Origin of the sequence: Allobosea sp. TAF32 (genome assembly GCF_052113585.1) — a bacterium.
Taxonomy (GTDB): Bacteria; Pseudomonadota; Alphaproteobacteria; order Rhizobiales; family Beijerinckiaceae; genus Allobosea.
Window position 1 is genome coordinate 462247 of record NZ_JBFRDM010000001.1, and the last position, 18162, is coordinate 480408.

Consider the following 18162-nt stretch of genomic DNA (forward strand, 5'->3'; position numbering starts at 1 on the left):
TCAAGGCCAGCCACGGTCGATACCGGCAGCCTTGAGCATCTCGCCCAGCTTCTTGCGAGCGTGGAAAAGCCGGGTCTTGACGGTGTTTTCGGGAATGCCGACGATCCGCGCGACCTCCTCGACGGAGGTCTCGTGGTAATAGACGAGGTCGACGACCTCGCGGTGCTCGGCCGAAAGGCGTTCGAGGCAAGCGCGGATCGCAAGGCTCTTGTCCTGCTTCTGGAGCACGATCTCGGGGCCGTCGGATTCATCCTCGATGCTGCCGGCGTAATCCTCGTCCAGCTCGGCGTCGCGGCGCTTGCGCAGGAGCGACCACGCCTTGTTCCGGGCGATGGCGAGCAGCCAGGTCGAGACCGAGGCGCGCGCCTCGAAGCGATCCGCCTGTCGCCAGAGATCCATGAACACGTCACTGATCACATCCTCGGCAAGCGTCTCGTCGCGGACGAGCCGCAGTACGAAACGGTAGACCCGCACCTGATGCCGTGAGAACAGCACCTTCATCGCGAGCCGGTCGCCCGAGGCGATCCGTTTGACGAGATCCTCGTCCGATTCCGTATGCATTGCCCCTCGAAGGCCAGGCATCCCGGCTCGCACCCATTCGTCGCGGCGAGCAGGGAAAAGGTTCAACCCAGGCGCACATTAATCTGCACGAGCGGATTTGCCGATAGGTCATCGGGGAGAGAACGAGCTTTTTTGCCCGAAAACCAGCCATTTAAAGACTGTCGAACCGCCGTCGCGGCCAGGCGGACATGAAAAGGGGCGCCCGCGGCGCCCCAGATCGCATTGATGACATGCGCGAATTCTTGGCGCTCGGCTGGCATCAGCCGAGCGGAAAGTGCGCTAGCGGCGCTTGCCGGCCGTGCGCATCTGCATGTACTGGACCGCTTCGAGCAGCACCTTGCGCGGCCGCTCGGCATCACGCTTGGCCTGCTCCGCCTTGCGGGCGGCCTCGCGGGCGATCTCTTCCTGGCGCTTCTCTTCTTCGATCCGCGCGCGCTCGAGCGCCTCGAGGCGCTCCTTCTCGGCCCGGATCTTCGCCTTCTCGGTTTCGCGTTCGGCGCGAGCCTGAGCGATGGCTTCCCGCTCCTCGCGTCGCTGCACCATGACCGGGTCATCGACCTTGGGCCGTGCCTTGAAACGCTCAAGCAGCGCCTGCTTGGCTTTGGCGGAGTTGGCCTGACGGTCGGTGAAGCTGCGGTCGCTCGGATTCTTCAAGGGTGATCTTCTCTCGGGTTGTTACGGGTTGTTTATCGGCCCGCGCGGGCGCCTTAAGCCAGATCGAGCCGAATTGGTATCGAAATCAACGCGCGGCACCCCCGCTTCCAACGCGGAGCGGGCGATTTTTCGGGCGTGGCGCCGCGATCAGACCTTCCTGGCGCGCCTGCTTGAGGGCCGCCTTGCGGGCCCGCCGCACGGCTGTGGCCCTTTCACGGATGCGGCGCTCCGAGGGTTTCTCATAGGCCGTGTGCCGCTTCACTTCTCGCATGAGGCCTTCGCGCTGAAGTTTCCGCTTCAGCACGCGCAAGGCCTGGTCGATGTTGTTGTCGCGAACAAGAACCTGCATCGCAGCTCCTTTCTGCGTTGATCGATCGCCGCGCCCCGCTCGGAGCGTGAACCGGCGATCCATCTCATCGGTGAAGCATCCGATCCGCCCGAGACGTGAAGTCCACGGCTCGGTCAGACGCTCCGCTGCCTTCCTGCGCGACCGCAAGACGGGTCCTGTCGTGACGCCAGGCACCACGCATATCCCCAAAGGCTCGCGGCGCGAGGCTTCGGAGCGGAACGGCGCGGTCGGCAGAACGTCGATATGGGTCTGAGGGCCGTTTTTTCAACGGGATCGACTGCAGATGCACGCCGAGCACGCCGGCCCCGATGGTCCCACCGCTTTACAATCGCCGGGATTTCCCCAACAGGCAGGGGGTCGCTGCAACAGATCGTGTGTCCCGTGAAGACGCCTTCGCTTTCCGATTTCCGCCGCATCGTCGTGAAGGTCGGCTCCAGCCTGCTGGTCGACCGGGCCCGCAGCCGCCTGCGCCATGCCTGGCTGGCCGCCCTCGCCGAGGATCTCGCCGAGCTGCACCAGCGCGGAGCCGACGTGCTCGTCGTCTCCTCCGGCGCGATCGCGCTCGGGCGCACCGTGCTCAACCTGCCTTCGGGCCCGCTGCGGCTGGAAGAGAGCCAGGCCGCCGCCGCCGTCGGACAGATCGCGCTCGCCCGCAACTGGGCCGAGGCGCTGGCCGCCCACGGCCTTACCGCCGGGCAGATCCTGCTGACTCTGGCCGATACCGAACAGCGCCGCCGTTATCTTAACGCGCGCGCGACGCTCGGGCGCCTGCTCGACCTGCGCGCCATCCCCGTCATCAACGAGAACGACACCGTCGCCACCACCGAGATCCGCTATGGCGATAACGACCGGCTCGCCGCCCGCGTCGCGACCATGGCCGGCGCCGACCTTCTGGTGCTGTTCTCCGATATCGACGGGCTCTATACGGCCCCGCCGAACAAGGACCCGAGCGCGCGGCATATCCCCGTGGTCGAGCGCATCACACCGGAGATCGACGCCATGGCCGGCGGCGCGGCCTCAGAGCTGTCACGCGGCGGCATGCGCACCAAGATCGAGGCCGGCAAGATCGCCGCTGCAGGCGGCACCCACATGTTGATCGCCGACGGGCGAGCCAAGAATCCGCTGGCGAGCGTGGCCGCCGGCGGGCGCTGCACCTGGTTCCTCTCCGCCTCGACACCCGCGACGGCGCGCAAGACCTGGATCGCCGGCACGCTGGAGCCGCGCGGCACGCTGCATGTCGATGCCGGCGCGGCACGCGCTCTGCGCGGCGGCGCCAGCCTGCTGCCGGTCGGCGTTGCCCGCATCGAAGGCGAGTTCGCGCGCGGCGACGCCGTGCTGATCCGCGATCCCGACGGACAGCTGCTCGGGCGCGGCCTCGTCGCCTATGATGCGGCCGAGGCCGCGCTCGTGCTCGGCAAGGCCTCGCGGGACATCGAGAGCGCGCTTGGCTACCCCGGACGCGCCGAGATGATCCACCGGGACGACATGGCGCTCGGGCTAGGCTAAGCTTTCTTCCGGGCCGGCTTTTGCCGGCGGGGTTTTTGGGCTGGGTGAGATGACGGGCGACAGCGCATTGCGCATCATCGCGACGAACGAGACCGGGGATGTCCGGCTCGTGATGCAGCAGGTCGGCCGGCGCGCCCGCGCCGCCGCACGCAAGGTCGCGCTCAGCCCCACCGAGCAGCGCAACGCCGCCCTCATCGCCATGGCCGATGCGCTGCGCGCCCGCAGCGCCCGCATCCTCGCCGCGAATGCTCAGGATCTCGCCGACGGCAGAGCGGCGGGTCTCAGCGCCTCCTTCATGGACCGCCTCGCTCTCGACGAGAAGCGCCTCGCCGCCATTGCCGAGGCCGTCGCCGAGGTCGCCGTCCTGCCCGATCCGCTCGGACGCGTACTGGCGGAATGGACGCGGCCGAATGGACTGCGCTTCGAGCGTGTCGCCACGCCGCTTGGCGTCATCGCCGTGATCTTCGAGAGCCGCCCCAACGTCACAGCCGATGCCGGCGCGCTCTGCCTGAAGAGCGGCAATGCCGCGATCCTGCGCGCGGGCTCGGATTCCTTCCGCTCCTCGACCGAAATTGCCGCCGCGATGCGCGAGGGGCTGGAGGCCGCCGGCCTGCCGGGCGATGCCGTCCAGCTCGCGCCGACGCGCGACCGCGCTGCGGTCGGTGAAATCCTTACCGGCCTTGACGGGAACGTCGACGTGGTCGTGCCGCGCGGGGGAAAGAGCCTCGTCGCCCGCGTCCAGAGCGAGGCGCGCGTGCCGGTCTTCGCCCATCTCGACGGCAACTGCCATGTCTATGTGGACGCGAAGGCCGATCTCGCCATGGCCCGCGAGATCCTGCTCAACGCCAAACTGCGCCGCACCGGCGTCTGCGGCGCGGCCGAGACGCTGCTCGTCGACCAGACCTGTGCGGCGACCCATCTCGCCCCGCTCGTCAGAGCGCTGCTCGATGCCGGCTGCGCCGTGCGCGGCGATGCGGCAGTGCGGGCCGTCGACCCGCGCGTGACGCCCGCCAGCGAGGAAGACTGGGCGACCGAATATCTCGACACGATCATCGCGGCGAAGGTCGTGCCGGGGCTCGATGCCGCAATCGACCATATCGAGCGCTACGGTTCGCATCATACCGACGCGATCGTCACCGCCGACGAAGCCGCCGCCGCCCGCTTCCTGGCAGAGGTCGATTCGGCCATCGTCATCCACAACGCCTCGACCCAGTTCGCCGATGGCGGCGAGTTCGGCTTCGGCGCCGAGATCGGCATCGCCACGGGCCGCATGCATGCGCGCGGCCCCGTCGGCGTGGAGCAGCTCTGCTCATTCAAGTACCGCGTCCATGGCGCGGGCCAGACGCGCCCCTGAGCCGTGCAGCACGGATGACGAGCGAGCATCTGCGCCTGCCGCCCCATGCGCCGGGCCTGTGCATCGGCCTGTTCGGCGGCAGTTTCAACCCTGCCCATGACGGCCACAGGTTGGCGAGCCTGACGGCGCTGCGGCGCCTGCAGCTCGACCGCATCTGGTGGCTGGTCACCCCAGGCAACCCGCTAAAGGACAATGCGAAGCTTCCGCCGCTCGGCGAGCGCCTGCGGCAGGCGCGCGATGTCGCCAACCATGCCCGCATCAACGTCACCGGCATCGAGGCGACGCTGCGCACGCGCTACACCGCCGACACGCTGCGGGCGCTGAAGCGACGCTGCCCGGGCGTCAACTTCGTCTGGATCATGGGCTCCGACAATCTCGCCGGTTTCCACCGCTGGGCGGAGTGGCGGACGATCGCCCGCATGATGCCGATTGCGGTGATCGACCGACCGGGCTCGACCCACAGCGCCATGGCCTCGCCCGCCGCCAACTGGCTGTCGCGCTGGCGCATTCCGGAAAATCAGGCTGCGAGTCTGCCCCGCTCCCGGCCTCCGGCCTGGGTTTTCCTGCACGGCAAGCGCTCGACGTTATCCTCCACCATGCTGCGCCGTCAGGCCGGCCGCGATTGAATTCCGAGGCTACCCGGCTTATTTTGACTGCGTCGCGCCGAGAGCGCGTCTGGATCGAGAGGATACGTCACTGACCCGTCAAACCCTTGGTGAGGCCGAGCCGAAGCCGCTTCCCCAGGCCGCTATCTCGGAAAATCCCTCCGCCGATAGCATCGCCCTCGCGCAACGTGTCCTCGAGGATATGAAGGCCGAGGACATCACGGTGATCGACCTCGTTGGCAAGACGTCGCTGGCCGACGCGATGATTATCGCGTCCGGCAACGTCAACCGCCATGTCGCGGCCATCTCGGATGCCCTGATCGAAGCCCTCAAGGGATCAGGACTTCCCACGCCGAACGTCGAAGGCATGCCTGCCTGCGACTGGGTGCTGATCGATACCGGCGACATCATCATCCACGTCTTCCGACCCGAAGTGCGCCAATTCTACAATCTCGAGAAGATGTGGGGCACCGACCGGCCGAACGAACGCCTCGATAGCTGACGTCGTTCGCGGATGCGGCTCGCAGTCATCGCCGTCGGCCGGCTCAAGGATGGGCCGGAACGCGAGCTCTGCGAGCGGTATCGTGAACGCGGGGTCGCGCTCGGGCGCGGCATCGGCCTGAGCGGACCCGACATCATCGAGATCGCCGAAAGCCGGGGCCGGCGCCCCGAGGAGCGCAAGCGCGAAGAGGCGCAGGCGATCCTCGCCAAGGCGCAGCCCGGCCTCGTGATCGCGCTCGACGAGCGCGGCCGCCAGCTCGGCAGCGAAGCCTTCGCCAGCCGGATCGCTGCCGCCCGCGACGCCGGAACCGGCCATGCCAGCCTGATCATCGGCGGCGCCGACGGCTTGAGCGAGGAGATTCGCGACAAGGCCGACATCACGCTCGCCTTCGGCGCGCTGACCATCCCTCACCAGATCGTCCGGGCGCTCGTGCTGGAACAGCTCTATCGGGCGATGACGATCATCGCCGGGCACCCCTATCATCGCGCATGACCTTCGCCGCGCCGCTGATTCGCTCCGGGCTGCGCCTTCTGAGCCTCGCCGCTCTGCTGGCTGCTCCGCTCGTTGCGCCGGCCTTCGCTCAAACGAGCACACCTGATCCCGAGGCCCTGTCGCGCGAGGCGATGCAGAAGCTCGTCGAGAAACAGGCCCGCGAAGCCGAGCTCAAGGCGATCGAGCAACGCCTCGCCGGAAACGCCGACGCCCGCGCCAGGCTTGAAAAAGAAATCGCCGCGATCCGCGCCGACCGTGCCGCGCTCAACAACGCCCTGCTCGACGCCACCGCGAAGACGCAGGCCGGCGAGGAACGGCTGGGTGCGCTGGAGAAGCGCCTCGCGCTGCTGCAATCCAGCGAGACGGCGATCCGCCGCTCCCTCGAGGGTCGGCGCGGCCTGATCGCAGAAGTGCTCGCCGCCTTGCAGCGCATCGGCCGGGCCCCTCCGCCTGCAGTGCTCGTGCGGCCGGAGGATATCCTCGAAGCCGTGCGCGCCTCGATGCTGCTCGGCGCCGTCGTGCCCGATCTGCGCCAGGAGATCGAAATCCTCGCCACGGATCTCGGCGAGCTGGTGCGGCTGCGCGACAACATCGCCGCAGAGAAGCTCAAGATCGGCACGGAGATGGAGCAGCTCGCAGGCGAACGGCAGCGGCTGGCGTCGTTGATCGATGCCAGGCGCGCGCGCGAAGCCAGCGCCGCCAAGGATGTTGAAGCCCAGCGCGCGCTCGGCAACGAACTCGCCGGCCAGGCCCGCTCGATGCGCGACTTCGTCGAGAAGATCGAGAAGGAGATCTCCGTCGCCAACAAGGCGGTCGATGCCGCCCGCCAGGCGATCGAGCAGGAGACGCGCGAGCAGCGCGAGCGCATGACGGCGCTCGCCTTCAAGGACCCGGCGCGCCTCGCCCCCAAGATCGCCTTCGCCGACGCCAAGGGCCTGCTCTCGCTGCCTGTGGCGGGATCACGATTGCGTGGTTTTGGCGACGCCGACGGCGCCGGCGGCACAATTCGCGGAATTTCACTGGAAACCCGGCCGAACGCCCTAGTTTCGGCGCCTTCTGACGGTTGGGTTGTTTACGCGGGGCCGTTTCGTTCGTTCGGGCAACTCTTGATCCTGAACGCAGGGGGTGGATACTACATTTTGCTTGCCGGCATGCAGCGGATCGATGTCGCGCTCAATCAGTTCGTCCTGGCGGGGGAACCGGTTGCGACGATGGGCGAAACATCGGAAGCTGCCGCGACGACAGTAGGAGTAGGAACCGGGCAGCCGGTCCTCTATATCGAATTCAGAAAAGACGGTGTTTCGGTCGACCCGACTCCGTGGTGGACGAAATCGCAAGGCGAAAAGGTTCGCGGATGATGCGCAAGGTTTCCCTCGTTCTCGCCGGCGCCATCATGGGCGCGGGCCTGACCGGACTCGCCACTCAGACCAGGCTGCTCAGCTCGACCAGCGCTGTCGCCGCTTCGGCCGAGGTCTATCGCAGCCTGAACCTCTTTGGTGACATCTTCGAGAAGATCCGCACCGATTACGTCGACAAGCCCGACGAGCAGAAGCTGATCGAGGCCGCCATCAACGGCATGGTCTCCTCGCTCGACCCGCATTCGTCCTATCTCGACGCCAAGGCGTTCCGCGATATGGACACCGACATGCGCGGCCAGTTCGGCGGGCTCGGCATAGAGGTGACGATGGAGGATGGCGTCCTCAAGGTCGCCAAGCCGATCAAGGACACGCCTGCCTCCAAGGCCGGCATCCTCGCCAACGACATCATCCGCCAGATCGACGGCACCGAGGTGAAGGGCCTGTCCCTGACCCAGGCGGTCGAGAAGATGCGCGGGCTGATCAACACCCAGGTCACGCTCAAGATCGAGCGGCCGGGCAAGACCGACCCGCTCGAATTCACCCTGACCCGCTCGACCATCGTCGTGCCCGCGGTCGAGGAGCGTGTCGAAGGCGATATCGGCTATATCCGCATCGGTACCTTCTCCGAGCAGACTTATGACGGCCTGCGCAAGGCCATCGACAAGCTCTCGAACGACATCGGCCAGGACAAGCTCAAGGGCTATGTCATCGACCTCCGCAACAATCGCGGCGGGCGCCTCGACCAGTCCGTGCTGGTCTCCGACGCCTTCCTCGAGCGCGGCAAGATCGTCTCGACCCGTGGCCGCAACGCCGAGGAGACCCAGGTCTTCAACGCCAAGTCGGGCGATCTGACAAAGGGCAAGCCGCTCGTCGTGCTGATCAACGGCTCGTCCGCCTCGGCGGCAGAGATCGTCGCGGGCGCGCTGCAGGACCACAAGCGCGCGGTCGTGATGGGCACGCGCTCCTTCGGCAAGGGCTCGGTGCAGACGGTGATCCCGCTCGGCTCGAATGGCGGCCTGCGCCTGACCACGGCGCGCTACTACACGCCGTCGGGCAACTCGATCCAGGCCAAGGGCATCACGCCGGACATCGAGGTCCAGCAGGACATCCCGCAGGAGATCAAGGACAAGCTCGTCGACAACAAGGGCGAAGCTGCGCTCAAGGGCCATCTCAAGGCCGGCGAGGGCGAGGAGCAGTCCGGCTCCGCTTCCTACGTCCCGAACGATCCGGCGAAGGACACCCAGCTGATCGCCGCCTTCAACCAGCTGCGCGGCATCAAGAAGGACACCGCCCAGATCGTCGAGAAGCCGGCGACCGAGGCCGCCCCGGCCCCGGCCCCTGCGGCGCCGACCCCCGCTGCCCCGGAAGCGCCGAAGAACTGAGCCCTGACGGGAGCCTTCGGGCTCGACGCCGGGCCGCTTAGGCGACAAGACTAGCGCGCGGGCCACTGATTCGGGCCCGCGGCGCAACTTTGAGGACGGCTGACTTTGGCCGGAACGCCGCTGACGGAGCTCAATCGGCCGCTCGGCCAGGATCGAGCCATGCCTTCCGGCAAACCGTGGGGCCGTTGGCTTGCGACTGCTGCGGCCGGCTGTGTCGGCAGCGTGATCCTCGGTCTCGTGCTTGTCGCCGCGTTGCGCCGCGACCCCGATGGCGGCCAGCCGATCGCCTATGCGGCCATCGAGAAGCGCGCCGCGCCCGTTTCCTCCGTCCCGCCGAGCTCCGATGCGGCGCTATCAGCCGCGCGCGGCCCGGCAAGCGCTGCCCAGCTCGAGAACAGCGCCGGCGTGACCGTCGTGCGCGCGGGCGAGGATGCACCGGGCGCGATCATCATCACCGTCCCGGATGAAGCGGGCGCGATCAAGCTCGCGCCGACCCCCGACAATCGTCTGGTGGAGCGCAGCCGCTACGGCCTGCTGCCGAAGCTCGGCCCGGATGGCGCGACTCCGGCCAAGATCTATGCCCGCCCGCTCGGCCCGGAGCCTTCGGTCAAACCGGCCGGACGCATCGCCCTGCTCGTCGGCGGCCTCGGCATCAGCCAGACCGGCACGGCCGACGCCATCGCCAAGCTGCCGGGGCCGGTCTCGCTGGCCTTCGCGCCCTATGGCACCGAGCTCGAGCGCACCGTCCAACGCGCCCGTGGCGAAGGCCACGAGGTCTTCCTGCAGCTGCCGATGGAGCCGTTCGACTATCCGGACAACGATCCCGGTCCGCACACGCTGCTGACCGGCCCGAAGGCCTCGGACAATATCGACAAGCTGCACTGGTCGCTCGGCCGCTTCACCGGCTATGTCGGCATCGTCAACTTCCTCGGCGGGCGCCTCACCGCCGATGAGAATGCCCTGTCTCCGCTCCTGCGCGAGCTTGCCGGCCGTGGCCTCATGGTCATCGATGACGGCTCCTCGGCGCGCAGCCTCCTCGCCAGCTCCGCCACGCGCGCCCAGATCCCGGCCATCAAGATCGATCGGGTCGTCGACGCCGTCACTCGCCCCGATGCCATCGACAAGGAACTCGCGGCACTGGAGGCGCTGGCGCGCGATCAGGGCGTCGTCGTCGCCGCCGCCAGCGCCCTGCCGGTCTCGATCGAGCGGATCAATCGCTGGGCTCAGTCGTTGGAAGCCAAGAAGATCGCGCTGGTGCCGGTCAGCGCAGCCCGCGGCTTCCGCAATCCCAAGACCACCGGATCAGTTTCAACCGGACCACAGCGATGACCGAGAGCGCTCCCGAAGGCTACCGTCCCTGCGTCGGGCTCGCCCTCTTCAACACCGAAGGGCTGGTCTTCGTCGGCCGGCGCGCCAACAAGACCCAGCGGGAGCATGTCGCGCCGGGTCATGCCTGGCAGATGCCGCAGGGCGGCATCGACAAGGGCGAGACGCCGCTGGAGGCGGCCCGCCGCGAGCTGGCGGAGGAGACCAACGTCACATCCGTCGAATTGCTCGCCGAAGCCCCGGGTTGGCTGAGCTACGACCTGCCTGATGATATCGGCAAGGAAGCCTGGAAAGGCCGCTGGCGCGGGCAGGCGCAGAAATGGTTCGCCTTCCGCTTCCTAGGTGCCGATGACGAGATCAACATCCTGACCCCGGCCGGGGGCCACAAGGCCGAATTCGACGCCTGGCGCTGGGCGCGGCTCGACGAGACACCGGAGTTGATCATCCCGTTCAAGCAGGGCGTCTACCGCCAGGTCGTCAGGCATTTTGCGCCCTTCGCACAGGGCTGAGCCGCATCGCCGCGCTTTCCCGAATCGCAGAATCGCTCCAACCGACCGCTACGTCGCAGTTTTCTCACGCGAAGCGGGCGTCCGCCTCGCTCGAAAATGCTCTCTTCGGCAGCGCTCAGCCCATCGTGTAGACGACGCGCCCGAGCCAGTAGAGCTGATAGGCGATGTGCACGGACGCCAGCGCAAGATGGACGGAGCGCCGCGCCGAGATGAAGGCCACGAGGCAGAGCAGCAGCCCGATCGGCACCTGCACGAGATAATCGCCGCTGAGCTGGCTCCAGCGCTCGGTGCCCTTGATCAGCGTATCGACGATATCGAGCAGGAAGGCTGTCGCCAGCAGGCCGAAGAACCAGCGCCGGCGCTTGATGAAGAAGTCCTCGTAGCCCGCATATTCGGAAATGTTGTCCGGGAAGAGCAGCGCAGCGAGCAGGTAAAGCACGACCGCGTAGCCGATCAGGAAAAGATAGATTCCGAAGCTCCAGGCGGGGATACGCGAGAGCCCGAACTCCCACCACCAGAACAGCACCAACTCCAGCAGGATCGAGCCGACCCAGAGCAAATGGAGCAGCGACAGGCGATAGCGGTCGGGATGCTGAATGAAGCTGGCGATGCCGGTCAGCATCCGGGTGATGCCGAGACCGATGACCATGCCCATGACGATGCGGACATGGGGGAAGAGCTCATGCGGCGAAATCGTCTCCATGCGATCTGCTTAGAACACCGCGCCGGAAAGGGGAATCCGCCGCCCCAAAACGCGGTTTTCAAGACTGACAGCTCCCGCCAGGTCTTGTTCATCGCGCCAGCTATTCCATGCCTCGCGATGTGCCTGAATGGGGTTGCGATGCAGAGAATTTTTCGCCGAAAACGCCCTCCGATCTGATAGTTAAAGTGATCAAGAAAATAAATAAAAGAGGTCACCCCATAAAACTAATTGAAATCCTCTCTTAAATAAAATAGATGTATCTTCATCGAGATTGCTTGGACGGCCGTTGTTATTTTCGCGCTTTGGCGCGGCTCTGATAAACTCCCCCTTTCGAAATCGTTCTGAACTCGCCGAACATTCTGTCGGCGAGCGACAGGTCTTGCCAAAAGGAGGGTTTTTCATGACCACCGGCACAGTGAAATGGTTCAATTCCACCAAGGGTTTCGGCTTCATCCAGCCCGATGACGGCAGCCAGGACGTGTTCGTGCACATCTCCGCCGTCGAGCGCGCTGGCATGCGGGACCTCCAGGAAGGCCAGAAGCTCGGATACGAAGTCGCTCGCGACAACCGTTCCGGCAAGATGGCCGCGGAACAGCTCCAGACTGCGTGATTAGGCAATCGTCGCCGTTGACCACGGATGTACTGGCGCCAGCGACTTTAGCCACTCGAAAGGCCGGGCACTTGCTCGGCCTTTTTGCTTTTCAAGCTAAACATGAATGGAAATCATGATGTTCGAAATTTCAAAGCAGCGTTTAACCGCCGACAATCAGTTCTTGAAGATCCAGACTCGGGCTCTCTCTCACGCGAGGATTATGTCCGAAACGGAAAAGCTAACCCAGCAGCGCGAAGACAACATGCTCAAACTGCGCGGGCTCCGTTTGGCGAAAGAGGCCAATGTTAAACAGGCCGGGCTCGCAGCACAGATCAACAAGAAGTCGCGGCGGCGTCCGGGCTTCAAATAGCTCTGGATCTCACTCGCCGATATCAGAAATCAAGCGCCCGCCGACCTGAGGGGCTCGCTGAAAGCCAGCGGAATGATTGAGGATCAGAACGGGCTCGCGCTCTGTGATCCGCCTTTCCGCGGAGGCGCGGCGATACGCGGCGCGGTTCTCGTCCATCGTCGTCCCGCATAGGATGCGCCAGCGCAGCGGGATGCGAGCCTCCGCGCAATTTCCAGCCGATAGAGGCGACGGGCGACCGCGCTGGTCATGTATCGGCTCTCAATGCTGCGGCGATGGCTGCCTGTCCTGAGCGCCATGCGTCGCCATCTCCGCAAGGGCACGACTGAACGGCGGCCATCGCGTCAGACCACGAAGTCGGACTAGATCAGCGGCAACCGCTGCGTCGCGCGCTTCCCTGGCGATACGATCTGCTATTCCACAAGGTAGCTTCCCGGCAAAGACAAGCGACCTGGAGAAGCTGGTGAAGGACGCTCGCCTAGCTCGCGCTCGGCAGCAGCTAGCCTCGGACGGCGTTGGGGCAAATGTTGGGTGTCGCGAATCAACCCCAAAATTCACGATATAATTCAATGACGTATGTAGAATCCATGGCGTCCCGGAAGGGATTCGAACCCCTGACCTACGGTTTAGGAAACCGTTGCTCTATCCTGCTGAGCTACCGGGACGCACAAAAACTCGTGTAGCATAATCGCGATGCGGGTGAAGTCCCTTCTTGCAACTGTCATGATCGCAGCGCTGCCGAACATGCCGGCCGCGGCGGCATCGGATTGCGCAGCCGCCCAGCAGATGGAAACCACGGCCGCCCGGCTGGCCGGTCTCAACGCCGCCGGCGACCCGGTCCTGAGCGATGGCAGAACGCCGCGCCTGATCGGGCTGGCGCCGCGTCAGAGCGGTGAGGAGGCTGCGCGCTTTCGCGCTGGGCTGGAACCGTTCCGCGACCGCTCGCTCGATCTCGCCGTCGTCGGCGAGCCCGACCGCTGGGGACGCTGGCCGTCGAAGCTGTTCATCCCCGCAGATCGCCCGGGCGGAGAGCCGCAGGAGCTGGCTCTGGTTCTCCGACGCGATGGTGCAGCCCTTCCGCTCGCCGAGCCGCTGGCGTCGCCCTGCCCGGTCGCGCCCGTTCAGGCAGCGTTAAGTTCCTCGCCCTCACCCTCCCGGCCAATGGCCATCGACGGTCATGATCTCGCCGCTGTAAAAGCGCAGGAAGGACGCTACGTCATGCTGGAAGGCAGGATCGCCTCTGTCGGCGAACGCTCCCAGCGGACCTATCTGAACTTCTCTCGCCGGCCTGGGGAGGCAGCTTCGATCGTCGTCTCGCGGGCCTTGTGGCGAGATTTGAAGGGCACCGGCTGGACCGCGGGCAACCTCGGCGGTAAACGCGTGCGCGCCTATGGCGTCCTGTCGGGACGCGATGGCCTCCTGCTGGAGGCGACATCCCGTGCGGCGCTGGAACTGATCGACTGAGGATATGCTGAAGCTCTGGCGGACATCGCTCTCGCGGCATTCGAAGCGGCTGGCGGCCATTATGCTGCCCGGCCTGCTGCTCGTCGGCTGCCTCGGCGACCAGAGCCCGCTCGCGCCGGCGGGCTCGGGCGACGAGATCGCTCCGCGCATCAACACGGTCCAGCGCGCTGCGGACCAGGAGCATCAGCGCCTACTTTCCGCCTTCGGCGGCGAATATCGCGCGCCCAAGACCCGGGCGGCGCTGGACGAGGTCGTCCAGCGGCTCGCCAAGGCCGGCGAGGGCCAGATCGGCCATTACGAGATCACCATCCTGAACTCGCCGGTGGTCAATGCCTTCGCCCTGCCCAACGGCCGGCTCTATGTCACCCGCGGCCTGCTCGTGCTTGCCAACGACACCTCCGAGATCGCCTCGGTCCTGGCGCATGAAATCGCCCATGTCACCGCGCAGCACGCCGTCGAGCGCGCCGAGAAGGAGGCGGAATCGGCGCTGGTGAGCCAGGTCGTCTCGCAGGTCCTCAAGGACCCCTCCCAGGGCGCAGCGGTGAAGGCCGGCTCGAAGCTCTCGCTGGCCCGGTTCTCGCGCCAGCAGGAACTCACCGCCGACCAGATCAGCGTGCGCAACATCGCGCGGGCCGGCTACGATCCTTATGGCGCCAGCCGCTTCCTGGCGACGCTGGGCCGCAACACCGCCTTCCGCAGCAGCGGCCAGAACCAGAGCGCCGACGACAAGCGGCTGGACATCCTCTCCAGCCACCCGCAGACGCCCGAGCGCATCGCCGCCGTGACCAATGCGGCCCGCCAAATCAGCGCTCCGGGCATCGGCGAGCACGATGCCAATCGCTGGCTCAACGCGATCGAGGGCCTGGCCTATGGCGACGACCCTCGCGACGGCGTGGTGCGCGGCCGGCGCTATCTCAACAGCACCCTGCGCATCGGCTTCACGGCGCCGGAAGGCTTCAGCCTGGAAGCGGCGCAGGACATGGTAATCGGCGTCAGCGCCAGCGGCTCCCAGGCGCTGCGCTTCGACTCGGTGACGCTGAAGAGTGGCCAGACCCTGGAATCCTATGTCGCAGCCGGCTGGATCGAGGGCGTCGAGACGACCGGCATCGAGAAGATCGAGATCGGCGGGCAGCCGGCCGTGATCGCCCATGGCAAGGGCACGGACTGGATGTTCCGCCTCGCCGCCGTGCAGGTGGGCGAGCGGGTCTACCGCTTCATCCTCGCCGCGCGCGGCGCGAGCGATCCCGAGCGGGCGATGCGTGCCATCGCCGAAAGCTTCCGCATCCTGACCCCGGCCGAGGCACAGGCTGTCCGGCCCATGGTCATCCGGCTGGTCGCGGCCGAGGCGGGCGACAGCATCGCCAGCATGGCCGAGCGCATGCCGGAGCAGGACCGCCCCGGCGAGCTCTTCCAGCTCCTGAACGGGCTCGACCGCAACACCGCGCTGACACCGGGCCAGCGCTACAAGATCGTCGCGGAGTAACCGCTCCTCACAAGGCCGCGAGTTTCGGCGCTGGCCTCCTGCAAGCGGCGAATCCGCCGCTATGATCGCCGCCATAACGCCAGAGGGAGCGGATATGGCACTCGATCGCAGGATCGTCGAACTCTACGACGAATACACCCACAAGCCGCTCGACCGGCGCGTCTTCTTCAACCGACTCCTGGCGATCGCCGGCTCCGCCGCCGCGGCGGAAGCGGCGCTGGCCGTGCTCGAGCCGAACTACGCGAGGGCCCAACAGGTCTCGGCCGACGATGCCCGTATTACGGCATCGCGCCTCGATACCATCGTCGATGGCGTGACGCTCAAGGGCTATCTCGCCACGCCGAAGGCGCAGGCCAAGCACGGCGGCGTGCTCGTGATCCACGAGAACCGTGGGCTCAACCCTCATATCGAGGACATCACCCGGCGCATGGCGCTGGAAGGCTTCACCGCGCTGGGCCTTGATTTCCTCACCCCGCTCGGCGGGACGCCTGTTGACGCCGACGCCGCCCGCGCGCTTTTCCCGCAGCTGTCCACGGACGCCGTCATCCAACAGGGCCGCGCGGCCCTGAAATACCTCGCCTCCCGCCCGGACGCGAACGGCAAGGTCGGGGCCGTCGGCTTCTGCTGGGGCGGCGGCGCGGTCAACGATCTCGCCGTCTCCGCGCCGGAGCTTGCCGCCGGTGTCGTCTTCTACGGGCGCTCGCCTGATCTCGCCAAGGTGCCGCTGATCAAGTCCCGCCTCCTGATCCAGCAGGCCGCGCGCGACAAGCGCCTTGTCCAGATGCTGCCCGATTACGAGAAGGCGCTGAAAGCAGCCGGCATTCCGTTCGAGGCGATCGTCTATCCGAATGTCGACCACGCCTTCATGAACGACACCAGCGCCGAGCGCTACGACGCCGCGACAGCCAAGCAGGCCTGGCAGCGGACGGTCGCCTTCCTCAAGGCGGGAACGGGTACGACGTGAGAGGGCCAGCGTCATTCTCGGGCAGAGAGCAGCGCAGACCCCAGAATCTCGTGATGAGAAGCTGCCGGAGCCTTCTCCGGCGAGAGATGCTCGGGCCGAAGCCCGAGCATGACGGGCCGATGACCCCGATCAAGCCAACAAAAAACCCGGCGGTCGCCCGCCGGGTTTCGCATCCTGGAAGGAAAAACGCCGCTCAGGCGGCCTCTTCCTGCAGATCTTCGTTGTCGTTCTCGAGATCCGCATCGGCATCGGCCGCCTCGGCCTTGCCGGCACGGCGCGGCGACTTGGCGAGCTGCCCTTCGATCTTCTTGAGCGCCTCGGTCTCGGTGACATCGTCGACCACCGCGATCTCGCGGGTCATGCGGTCGAGAGCGGCCTCATAGAGCTGACGCTCGGAGTAGGACTGCTCGGGCTGTGCCTCGGAACGGTAGAGATCGCGCACGACCTCGGCGATGGCGACGAGATCGCCCGAATTGATCTTCGCTTCGTATTCCTGCGCGCGGCGCGACCACATGGTGCGCTTGATGCGGGCGCGGCCGGTGAGCGTGGTCAGCGCCTTGCCGACGGATTCGGCGTCGGCGAGCTTGCGCAGGCCGACGCTGGCCGCCTTCGCGGTGGGGACCCGCAACGTCATCTTGTCCTTGGAGAAGCTGACCACGAAGAGTTCAAGCTTGAAGCCTGCGACTTCCTGTTCCTCGATCGCCGTGATCTGGCCGACGCCATGGGACGGGTAGACGACGTACTCGCCCGTCTTGAAACCCTGGCGCACAACAGCTTTCTTCACAGTGGACATGCCGTTACGACTCCTGACCGGCCCGCTCGACGCGAGCACGCGATGATCTGTCTCCGTCCGGCTGGCCGGAGACTTTCCGCCTGACGCGACGCTGAAAAGGCACCGCTTCACGCTCCCTAGTCGACTGTTTCATTCGCCCCGGACAAGAACGACAATTAAAATCCGGCTCTGAGGCCGGTGATCATGTCGTTCCGATCTTTTGGGGGCACCCCATTTGTGGAAATCTCGCAGGGGCATGCGGAACCAATTCGACTGCGGCTAGCTTGTAGCACAAAAAACACGCCGAATCAAAGGTAAACGCCGATGGGCGTTCCCTCGTGAAGGCATGGCAAAGCCGTGGTTAACGCAGCGCAGGGGTCGCGCGAGGGTCTAAATCAGTCGCCCTCGCCCGGCTCCGGGGAGAACATCTCGAGCTTTCCAGCCACGCCGTCGAACGCCTTTGCGTCCGCCGGCGGCTCCTTCTTCTGGGTGATGTTAGGCCAGCTCGACGCATACTTCCCGTTGAGCTGCAGCCAGCTTTCGAGGCCCGGTTCGGTGTCGGGCTTGATCGCCTCGGCCGGGCATTCCGGCTCGCAGACGCCGCAGTCGATGCACTCGTCGGGATGGATGACGAGCATGTTCTCGCCTTCATAGAAGCAGTCGACCGGGCAGACCTCGACGCAATCCATGTACTTGCACTTGATGCAGTTCTCGGTGACCACATAGGTCATGGGTCGGCCCTTCCAACGCTTCTAAACAGCCCCATAAACCCTTGCCCAGCGCAGGTTTCAAGGCTGTTTTCGTGATCTTCGGCAGAACGATTTTTCATTTCGACGGCGCCGTGGAGACGATTTTCATCCCCAACCGGATTCCGGCGCCCACCCATGGCAGGGCGCGGATTTAGTCCTCGCCGTCCGCCTCCGCAAGCGGCGCATCGCCGCTGCCCCCGTCGAGCCGCTCATAGAGCTCTCGCGCCGTCTCGAAGGGGCCGCGCCGCTCGGCAAAGCCCAGGACCCTCACGACCATGGTGGCGTGCGGCAGCGCGAGGGTGAGCACCGCTCCGACCCGAATGCCCTGCGCCGGGTTCTCGGCGCGCCGCCCCTCGATTCGGACATGACCGTCCTCCACCAGACGCACAGCGGAAGGCCGGGTCCGCGCGAAGCGCGCGAACCAGAGCCATTTGTCGAGGCGTTGGCGGTGCTCCTGCAAGCGGTCGGCG

General features: G+C 66.2%; 22 protein-coding genes and 1 tRNA gene. 14 read left to right on the forward strand and 9 right to left on the reverse strand.

Going from position 1 to position 18162, the window contains the following annotated elements:
• The 3 genes from AB4Z16_RS02010 to rpsU form a co-directional block, all read right to left on the reverse strand.
• On the reverse strand, nt 1-561 hold the full coding sequence (locus AB4Z16_RS02010; RefSeq protein ID WP_441509647.1) for a sigma-70 family RNA polymerase sigma factor: 561 nt from the start codon (nt 559-561) through the stop codon (nt 1-3).
• Nucleotides 562-840: 279 nt separating this feature from the next.
• On the reverse strand, nt 841-1215 hold the full coding sequence (locus tag AB4Z16_RS02015) for a DUF6481 family protein (RefSeq protein WP_441509648.1): 375 nt from the start codon (nt 1213-1215) through the stop codon (nt 841-843).
• An 85-nt stretch (nt 1216-1300) separates the two neighbouring features.
• Complete coding sequence (gene rpsU, locus AB4Z16_RS02020; RefSeq protein ID WP_441510105.1) at nt 1301-1564, reverse strand: 30S ribosomal protein S21; 264 nt, start codon at nt 1562-1564, stop codon at nt 1301-1303.
• Nucleotides 1565-1945: 381 nt separating this feature from the next.
• Between rpsU and proB the strand changes: the two genes are divergently transcribed.
• From proB to AB4Z16_RS02065, 9 genes are all read left to right on the forward strand, one after another.
• Nucleotides 1946-3070, forward strand: coding sequence for a glutamate 5-kinase (gene proB / locus AB4Z16_RS02025; protein ID WP_441509649.1), 1125 nt, complete (start codon nt 1946-1948; stop codon nt 3068-3070).
• A 112-nt stretch (nt 3071-3182) separates the two neighbouring features.
• The gene (locus AB4Z16_RS02030; RefSeq protein WP_441510106.1) at nt 3183-4424 is read left to right on the forward strand and encodes a glutamate-5-semialdehyde dehydrogenase; all 1242 of its coding nucleotides are present in this window, start codon (nt 3183-3185) and stop codon (nt 4422-4424) included.
• A gap of 14 nt (nt 4425-4438) precedes the next feature.
• Nucleotides 4439-5050, forward strand: a complete 612-nt coding sequence (locus AB4Z16_RS02035) for a nicotinate-nucleotide adenylyltransferase (protein WP_441509650.1) — start codon at nt 4439-4441, stop codon at nt 5048-5050.
• Between the two features lie 124 nt (nt 5051-5174).
• Nucleotides 5175-5531: a ribosome silencing factor gene (gene rsfS, locus AB4Z16_RS02040; protein WP_441510107.1), complete on the forward strand. Its 357-nt coding sequence runs from the start codon at nt 5175-5177 to the stop codon at nt 5529-5531.
• 12 nt (nt 5532-5543) lie between these two features.
• Nucleotides 5544-6023 carry a 23S rRNA (pseudouridine(1915)-N(3))-methyltransferase RlmH gene (gene rlmH / locus AB4Z16_RS02045; RefSeq protein ID WP_441509651.1) on the forward strand — a complete coding sequence of 160 codons (480 nt, stop codon included), beginning with the start codon at nt 5544-5546 and terminating at the stop codon, nt 6021-6023.
• Nucleotides 6020-7381: a murein hydrolase activator EnvC family protein gene (locus AB4Z16_RS02050; RefSeq protein WP_441509652.1), complete on the forward strand. Its 1362-nt coding sequence runs from the start codon at nt 6020-6022 to the stop codon at nt 7379-7381. Before rlmH ends, AB4Z16_RS02050 begins: the two co-directional genes overlap by 4 nt.
• Nucleotides 7378-8763 carry a S41 family peptidase gene (locus AB4Z16_RS02055; protein ID WP_441509653.1) on the forward strand — a complete coding sequence of 462 codons (1386 nt, stop codon included), beginning with the start codon at nt 7378-7380 and terminating at the stop codon, nt 8761-8763. Before AB4Z16_RS02050 ends, AB4Z16_RS02055 begins: the two co-directional genes overlap by 4 nt.
• A gap of 159 nt (nt 8764-8922) precedes the next feature.
• Complete coding sequence (locus tag AB4Z16_RS02060) at nt 8923-10092, forward strand: divergent polysaccharide deacetylase family protein (protein ID WP_441509654.1); 1170 nt, start codon at nt 8923-8925, stop codon at nt 10090-10092.
• Entirely contained in the window at nt 10089-10598 is a 510-nt protein-coding gene (locus AB4Z16_RS02065; RefSeq protein ID WP_441509655.1) for an RNA pyrophosphohydrolase, read from the forward strand. The genes AB4Z16_RS02060 and AB4Z16_RS02065 overlap by 4 nt, the downstream gene beginning before the upstream one ends.
• Nucleotides 10599-10713: 115 nt before the next feature.
• Here the strand turns inward: AB4Z16_RS02065 and AB4Z16_RS02070 are convergent, their stop codons facing one another.
• Nucleotides 10714-11301, reverse strand: coding sequence for a hypothetical protein (locus tag AB4Z16_RS02070; RefSeq protein ID WP_441509656.1), 588 nt, complete (start codon nt 11299-11301; stop codon nt 10714-10716).
• A 400-nt stretch (nt 11302-11701) separates the two neighbouring features.
• Between AB4Z16_RS02070 and AB4Z16_RS02075 the strand changes: the two genes are divergently transcribed.
• Both AB4Z16_RS02075 and AB4Z16_RS02080 read left to right on the forward strand, forming a co-directional pair.
• A complete protein-coding gene (locus AB4Z16_RS02075) occupies nt 11702-11911 on the forward strand; it encodes a cold-shock protein (protein WP_038358045.1) in 210 nt (69 codons plus the stop codon).
• Nucleotides 11912-12026: 115 nt separating this feature from the next.
• Nucleotides 12027-12263, forward strand: a complete 237-nt coding sequence (locus AB4Z16_RS02080; protein ID WP_441509657.1) for a hypothetical protein — start codon at nt 12027-12029, stop codon at nt 12261-12263.
• A gap of 9 nt (nt 12264-12272) precedes the next feature.
• Here the strand turns inward: AB4Z16_RS02080 and AB4Z16_RS02085 are convergent, their stop codons facing one another.
• The gene (locus tag AB4Z16_RS02085; RefSeq protein ID WP_441509658.1) at nt 12273-12419 is read right to left on the reverse strand and encodes a hypothetical protein; all 147 of its coding nucleotides are present in this window, start codon (nt 12417-12419) and stop codon (nt 12273-12275) included.
• A 429-nt stretch (nt 12420-12848) separates the two neighbouring features.
• A tRNA-Arg gene (locus tag AB4Z16_RS02090) sits at nt 12849-12925 on the reverse strand.
• A 28-nt stretch (nt 12926-12953) separates the two neighbouring features.
• Here AB4Z16_RS02090 and AB4Z16_RS02095 point away from each other — a divergent pair.
• The 3 genes from AB4Z16_RS02095 to AB4Z16_RS02105 all read left to right on the forward strand — a co-directional run bounded on the left by AB4Z16_RS02095 (nt 12954) and on the right by AB4Z16_RS02105 (nt 16171).
• Complete coding sequence (locus AB4Z16_RS02095; RefSeq protein ID WP_441509659.1) at nt 12954-13724, forward strand: hypothetical protein; 771 nt, start codon at nt 12954-12956, stop codon at nt 13722-13724.
• 4 nt (nt 13725-13728) lie between these two features.
• Complete coding sequence (locus AB4Z16_RS02100) at nt 13729-15207, forward strand: M48 family metalloprotease (protein WP_441509660.1); 1479 nt, start codon at nt 13729-13731, stop codon at nt 15205-15207.
• A gap of 94 nt (nt 15208-15301) precedes the next feature.
• Nucleotides 15302-16171: a dienelactone hydrolase family protein gene (locus AB4Z16_RS02105; protein ID WP_441509661.1), complete on the forward strand. Its 870-nt coding sequence runs from the start codon at nt 15302-15304 to the stop codon at nt 16169-16171.
• Between the two features lie 193 nt (nt 16172-16364).
• Here AB4Z16_RS02105 and AB4Z16_RS02110 read toward each other — a convergent pair whose 3' ends face one another.
• From AB4Z16_RS02110 to AB4Z16_RS02120, 3 genes are all read right to left on the reverse strand, one after another.
• Complete coding sequence (locus AB4Z16_RS02110; protein WP_441509662.1) at nt 16365-16964, reverse strand: CarD family transcriptional regulator; 600 nt, start codon at nt 16962-16964, stop codon at nt 16365-16367.
• A 374-nt stretch (nt 16965-17338) separates the two neighbouring features.
• A complete protein-coding gene (gene fdxA, locus AB4Z16_RS02115) occupies nt 17339-17674 on the reverse strand; it encodes a ferredoxin FdxA (RefSeq protein ID WP_441509663.1) in 336 nt (111 codons plus the stop codon).
• A 169-nt stretch (nt 17675-17843) separates the two neighbouring features.
• Nucleotides 17844-18152 carry an RNA-binding S4 domain-containing protein gene (locus AB4Z16_RS02120; RefSeq protein WP_441509664.1) on the reverse strand — a complete coding sequence of 103 codons (309 nt, stop codon included), beginning with the start codon at nt 18150-18152 and terminating at the stop codon, nt 17844-17846.
• Nucleotides 18153-18162: the final 10 nt, after the last annotated feature.

What these genes read in the sequence shown, in the direction of transcription:
- rlmH (WP_441509651.1), top strand. Translation starts at nt 5,544, where the DNA reads ATGCGGCTCGCAGTCATCGCCGTCGGCCGGCTCAAGGATGGGCCGGAA.
- AB4Z16_RS02010 (WP_441509647.1), bottom strand. Translation starts at nt 561, where the DNA reads ATGCATACGGAATCGGACGAGGATCTCGTCAAACGGATCGCCTCGGGC.
- AB4Z16_RS02085 (WP_441509658.1), bottom strand. Translation starts at nt 12,419, where the DNA reads ATGGACGAGAACCGCGCCGCGTATCGCCGCGCCTCCGCGGAAAGGCGG.
- AB4Z16_RS02070 (WP_441509656.1), bottom strand. Translation starts at nt 11,301, where the DNA reads ATGGAGACGATTTCGCCGCATGAGCTCTTCCCCCATGTCCGCATCGTC.
- AB4Z16_RS02050 (WP_441509652.1), top strand. Translation starts at nt 6,020, where the DNA reads ATGACCTTCGCCGCGCCGCTGATTCGCTCCGGGCTGCGCCTTCTGAGC.
- AB4Z16_RS02030 (WP_441510106.1), top strand. Translation starts at nt 3,183, where the DNA reads ATGCAGCAGGTCGGCCGGCGCGCCCGCGCCGCCGCACGCAAGGTCGCG.
- AB4Z16_RS02080 (WP_441509657.1), top strand. Translation starts at nt 12,027, where the DNA reads ATGATGTTCGAAATTTCAAAGCAGCGTTTAACCGCCGACAATCAGTTC.
- AB4Z16_RS02075 (WP_038358045.1), top strand. Translation starts at nt 11,702, where the DNA reads ATGACCACCGGCACAGTGAAATGGTTCAATTCCACCAAGGGTTTCGGC.
- AB4Z16_RS02110 (WP_441509662.1), bottom strand. Translation starts at nt 16,964, where the DNA reads ATGTCCACTGTGAAGAAAGCTGTTGTGCGCCAGGGTTTCAAGACGGGC.
- AB4Z16_RS02065 (WP_441509655.1), top strand. Translation starts at nt 10,089, where the DNA reads ATGACCGAGAGCGCTCCCGAAGGCTACCGTCCCTGCGTCGGGCTCGCC.
- AB4Z16_RS02055 (WP_441509653.1), top strand. Translation starts at nt 7,378, where the DNA reads ATGATGCGCAAGGTTTCCCTCGTTCTCGCCGGCGCCATCATGGGCGCG.
- rpsU (WP_441510105.1), bottom strand. Translation starts at nt 1,564, where the DNA reads ATGCAGGTTCTTGTTCGCGACAACAACATCGACCAGGCCTTGCGCGTG.
- AB4Z16_RS02095 (WP_441509659.1), top strand. Translation starts at nt 12,954, where the DNA reads ATGCGGGTGAAGTCCCTTCTTGCAACTGTCATGATCGCAGCGCTGCCG.
- AB4Z16_RS02035 (WP_441509650.1), top strand. Translation starts at nt 4,439, where the DNA reads ATGACGAGCGAGCATCTGCGCCTGCCGCCCCATGCGCCGGGCCTGTGC.
- fdxA (WP_441509663.1), bottom strand. Translation starts at nt 17,674, where the DNA reads ATGACCTATGTGGTCACCGAGAACTGCATCAAGTGCAAGTACATGGAT.
- AB4Z16_RS02100 (WP_441509660.1), top strand. Translation starts at nt 13,729, where the DNA reads ATGCTGAAGCTCTGGCGGACATCGCTCTCGCGGCATTCGAAGCGGCTG.
- AB4Z16_RS02060 (WP_441509654.1), top strand. Translation starts at nt 8,923, where the DNA reads ATGCCTTCCGGCAAACCGTGGGGCCGTTGGCTTGCGACTGCTGCGGCC.
- AB4Z16_RS02105 (WP_441509661.1), top strand. Translation starts at nt 15,302, where the DNA reads ATGGCACTCGATCGCAGGATCGTCGAACTCTACGACGAATACACCCAC.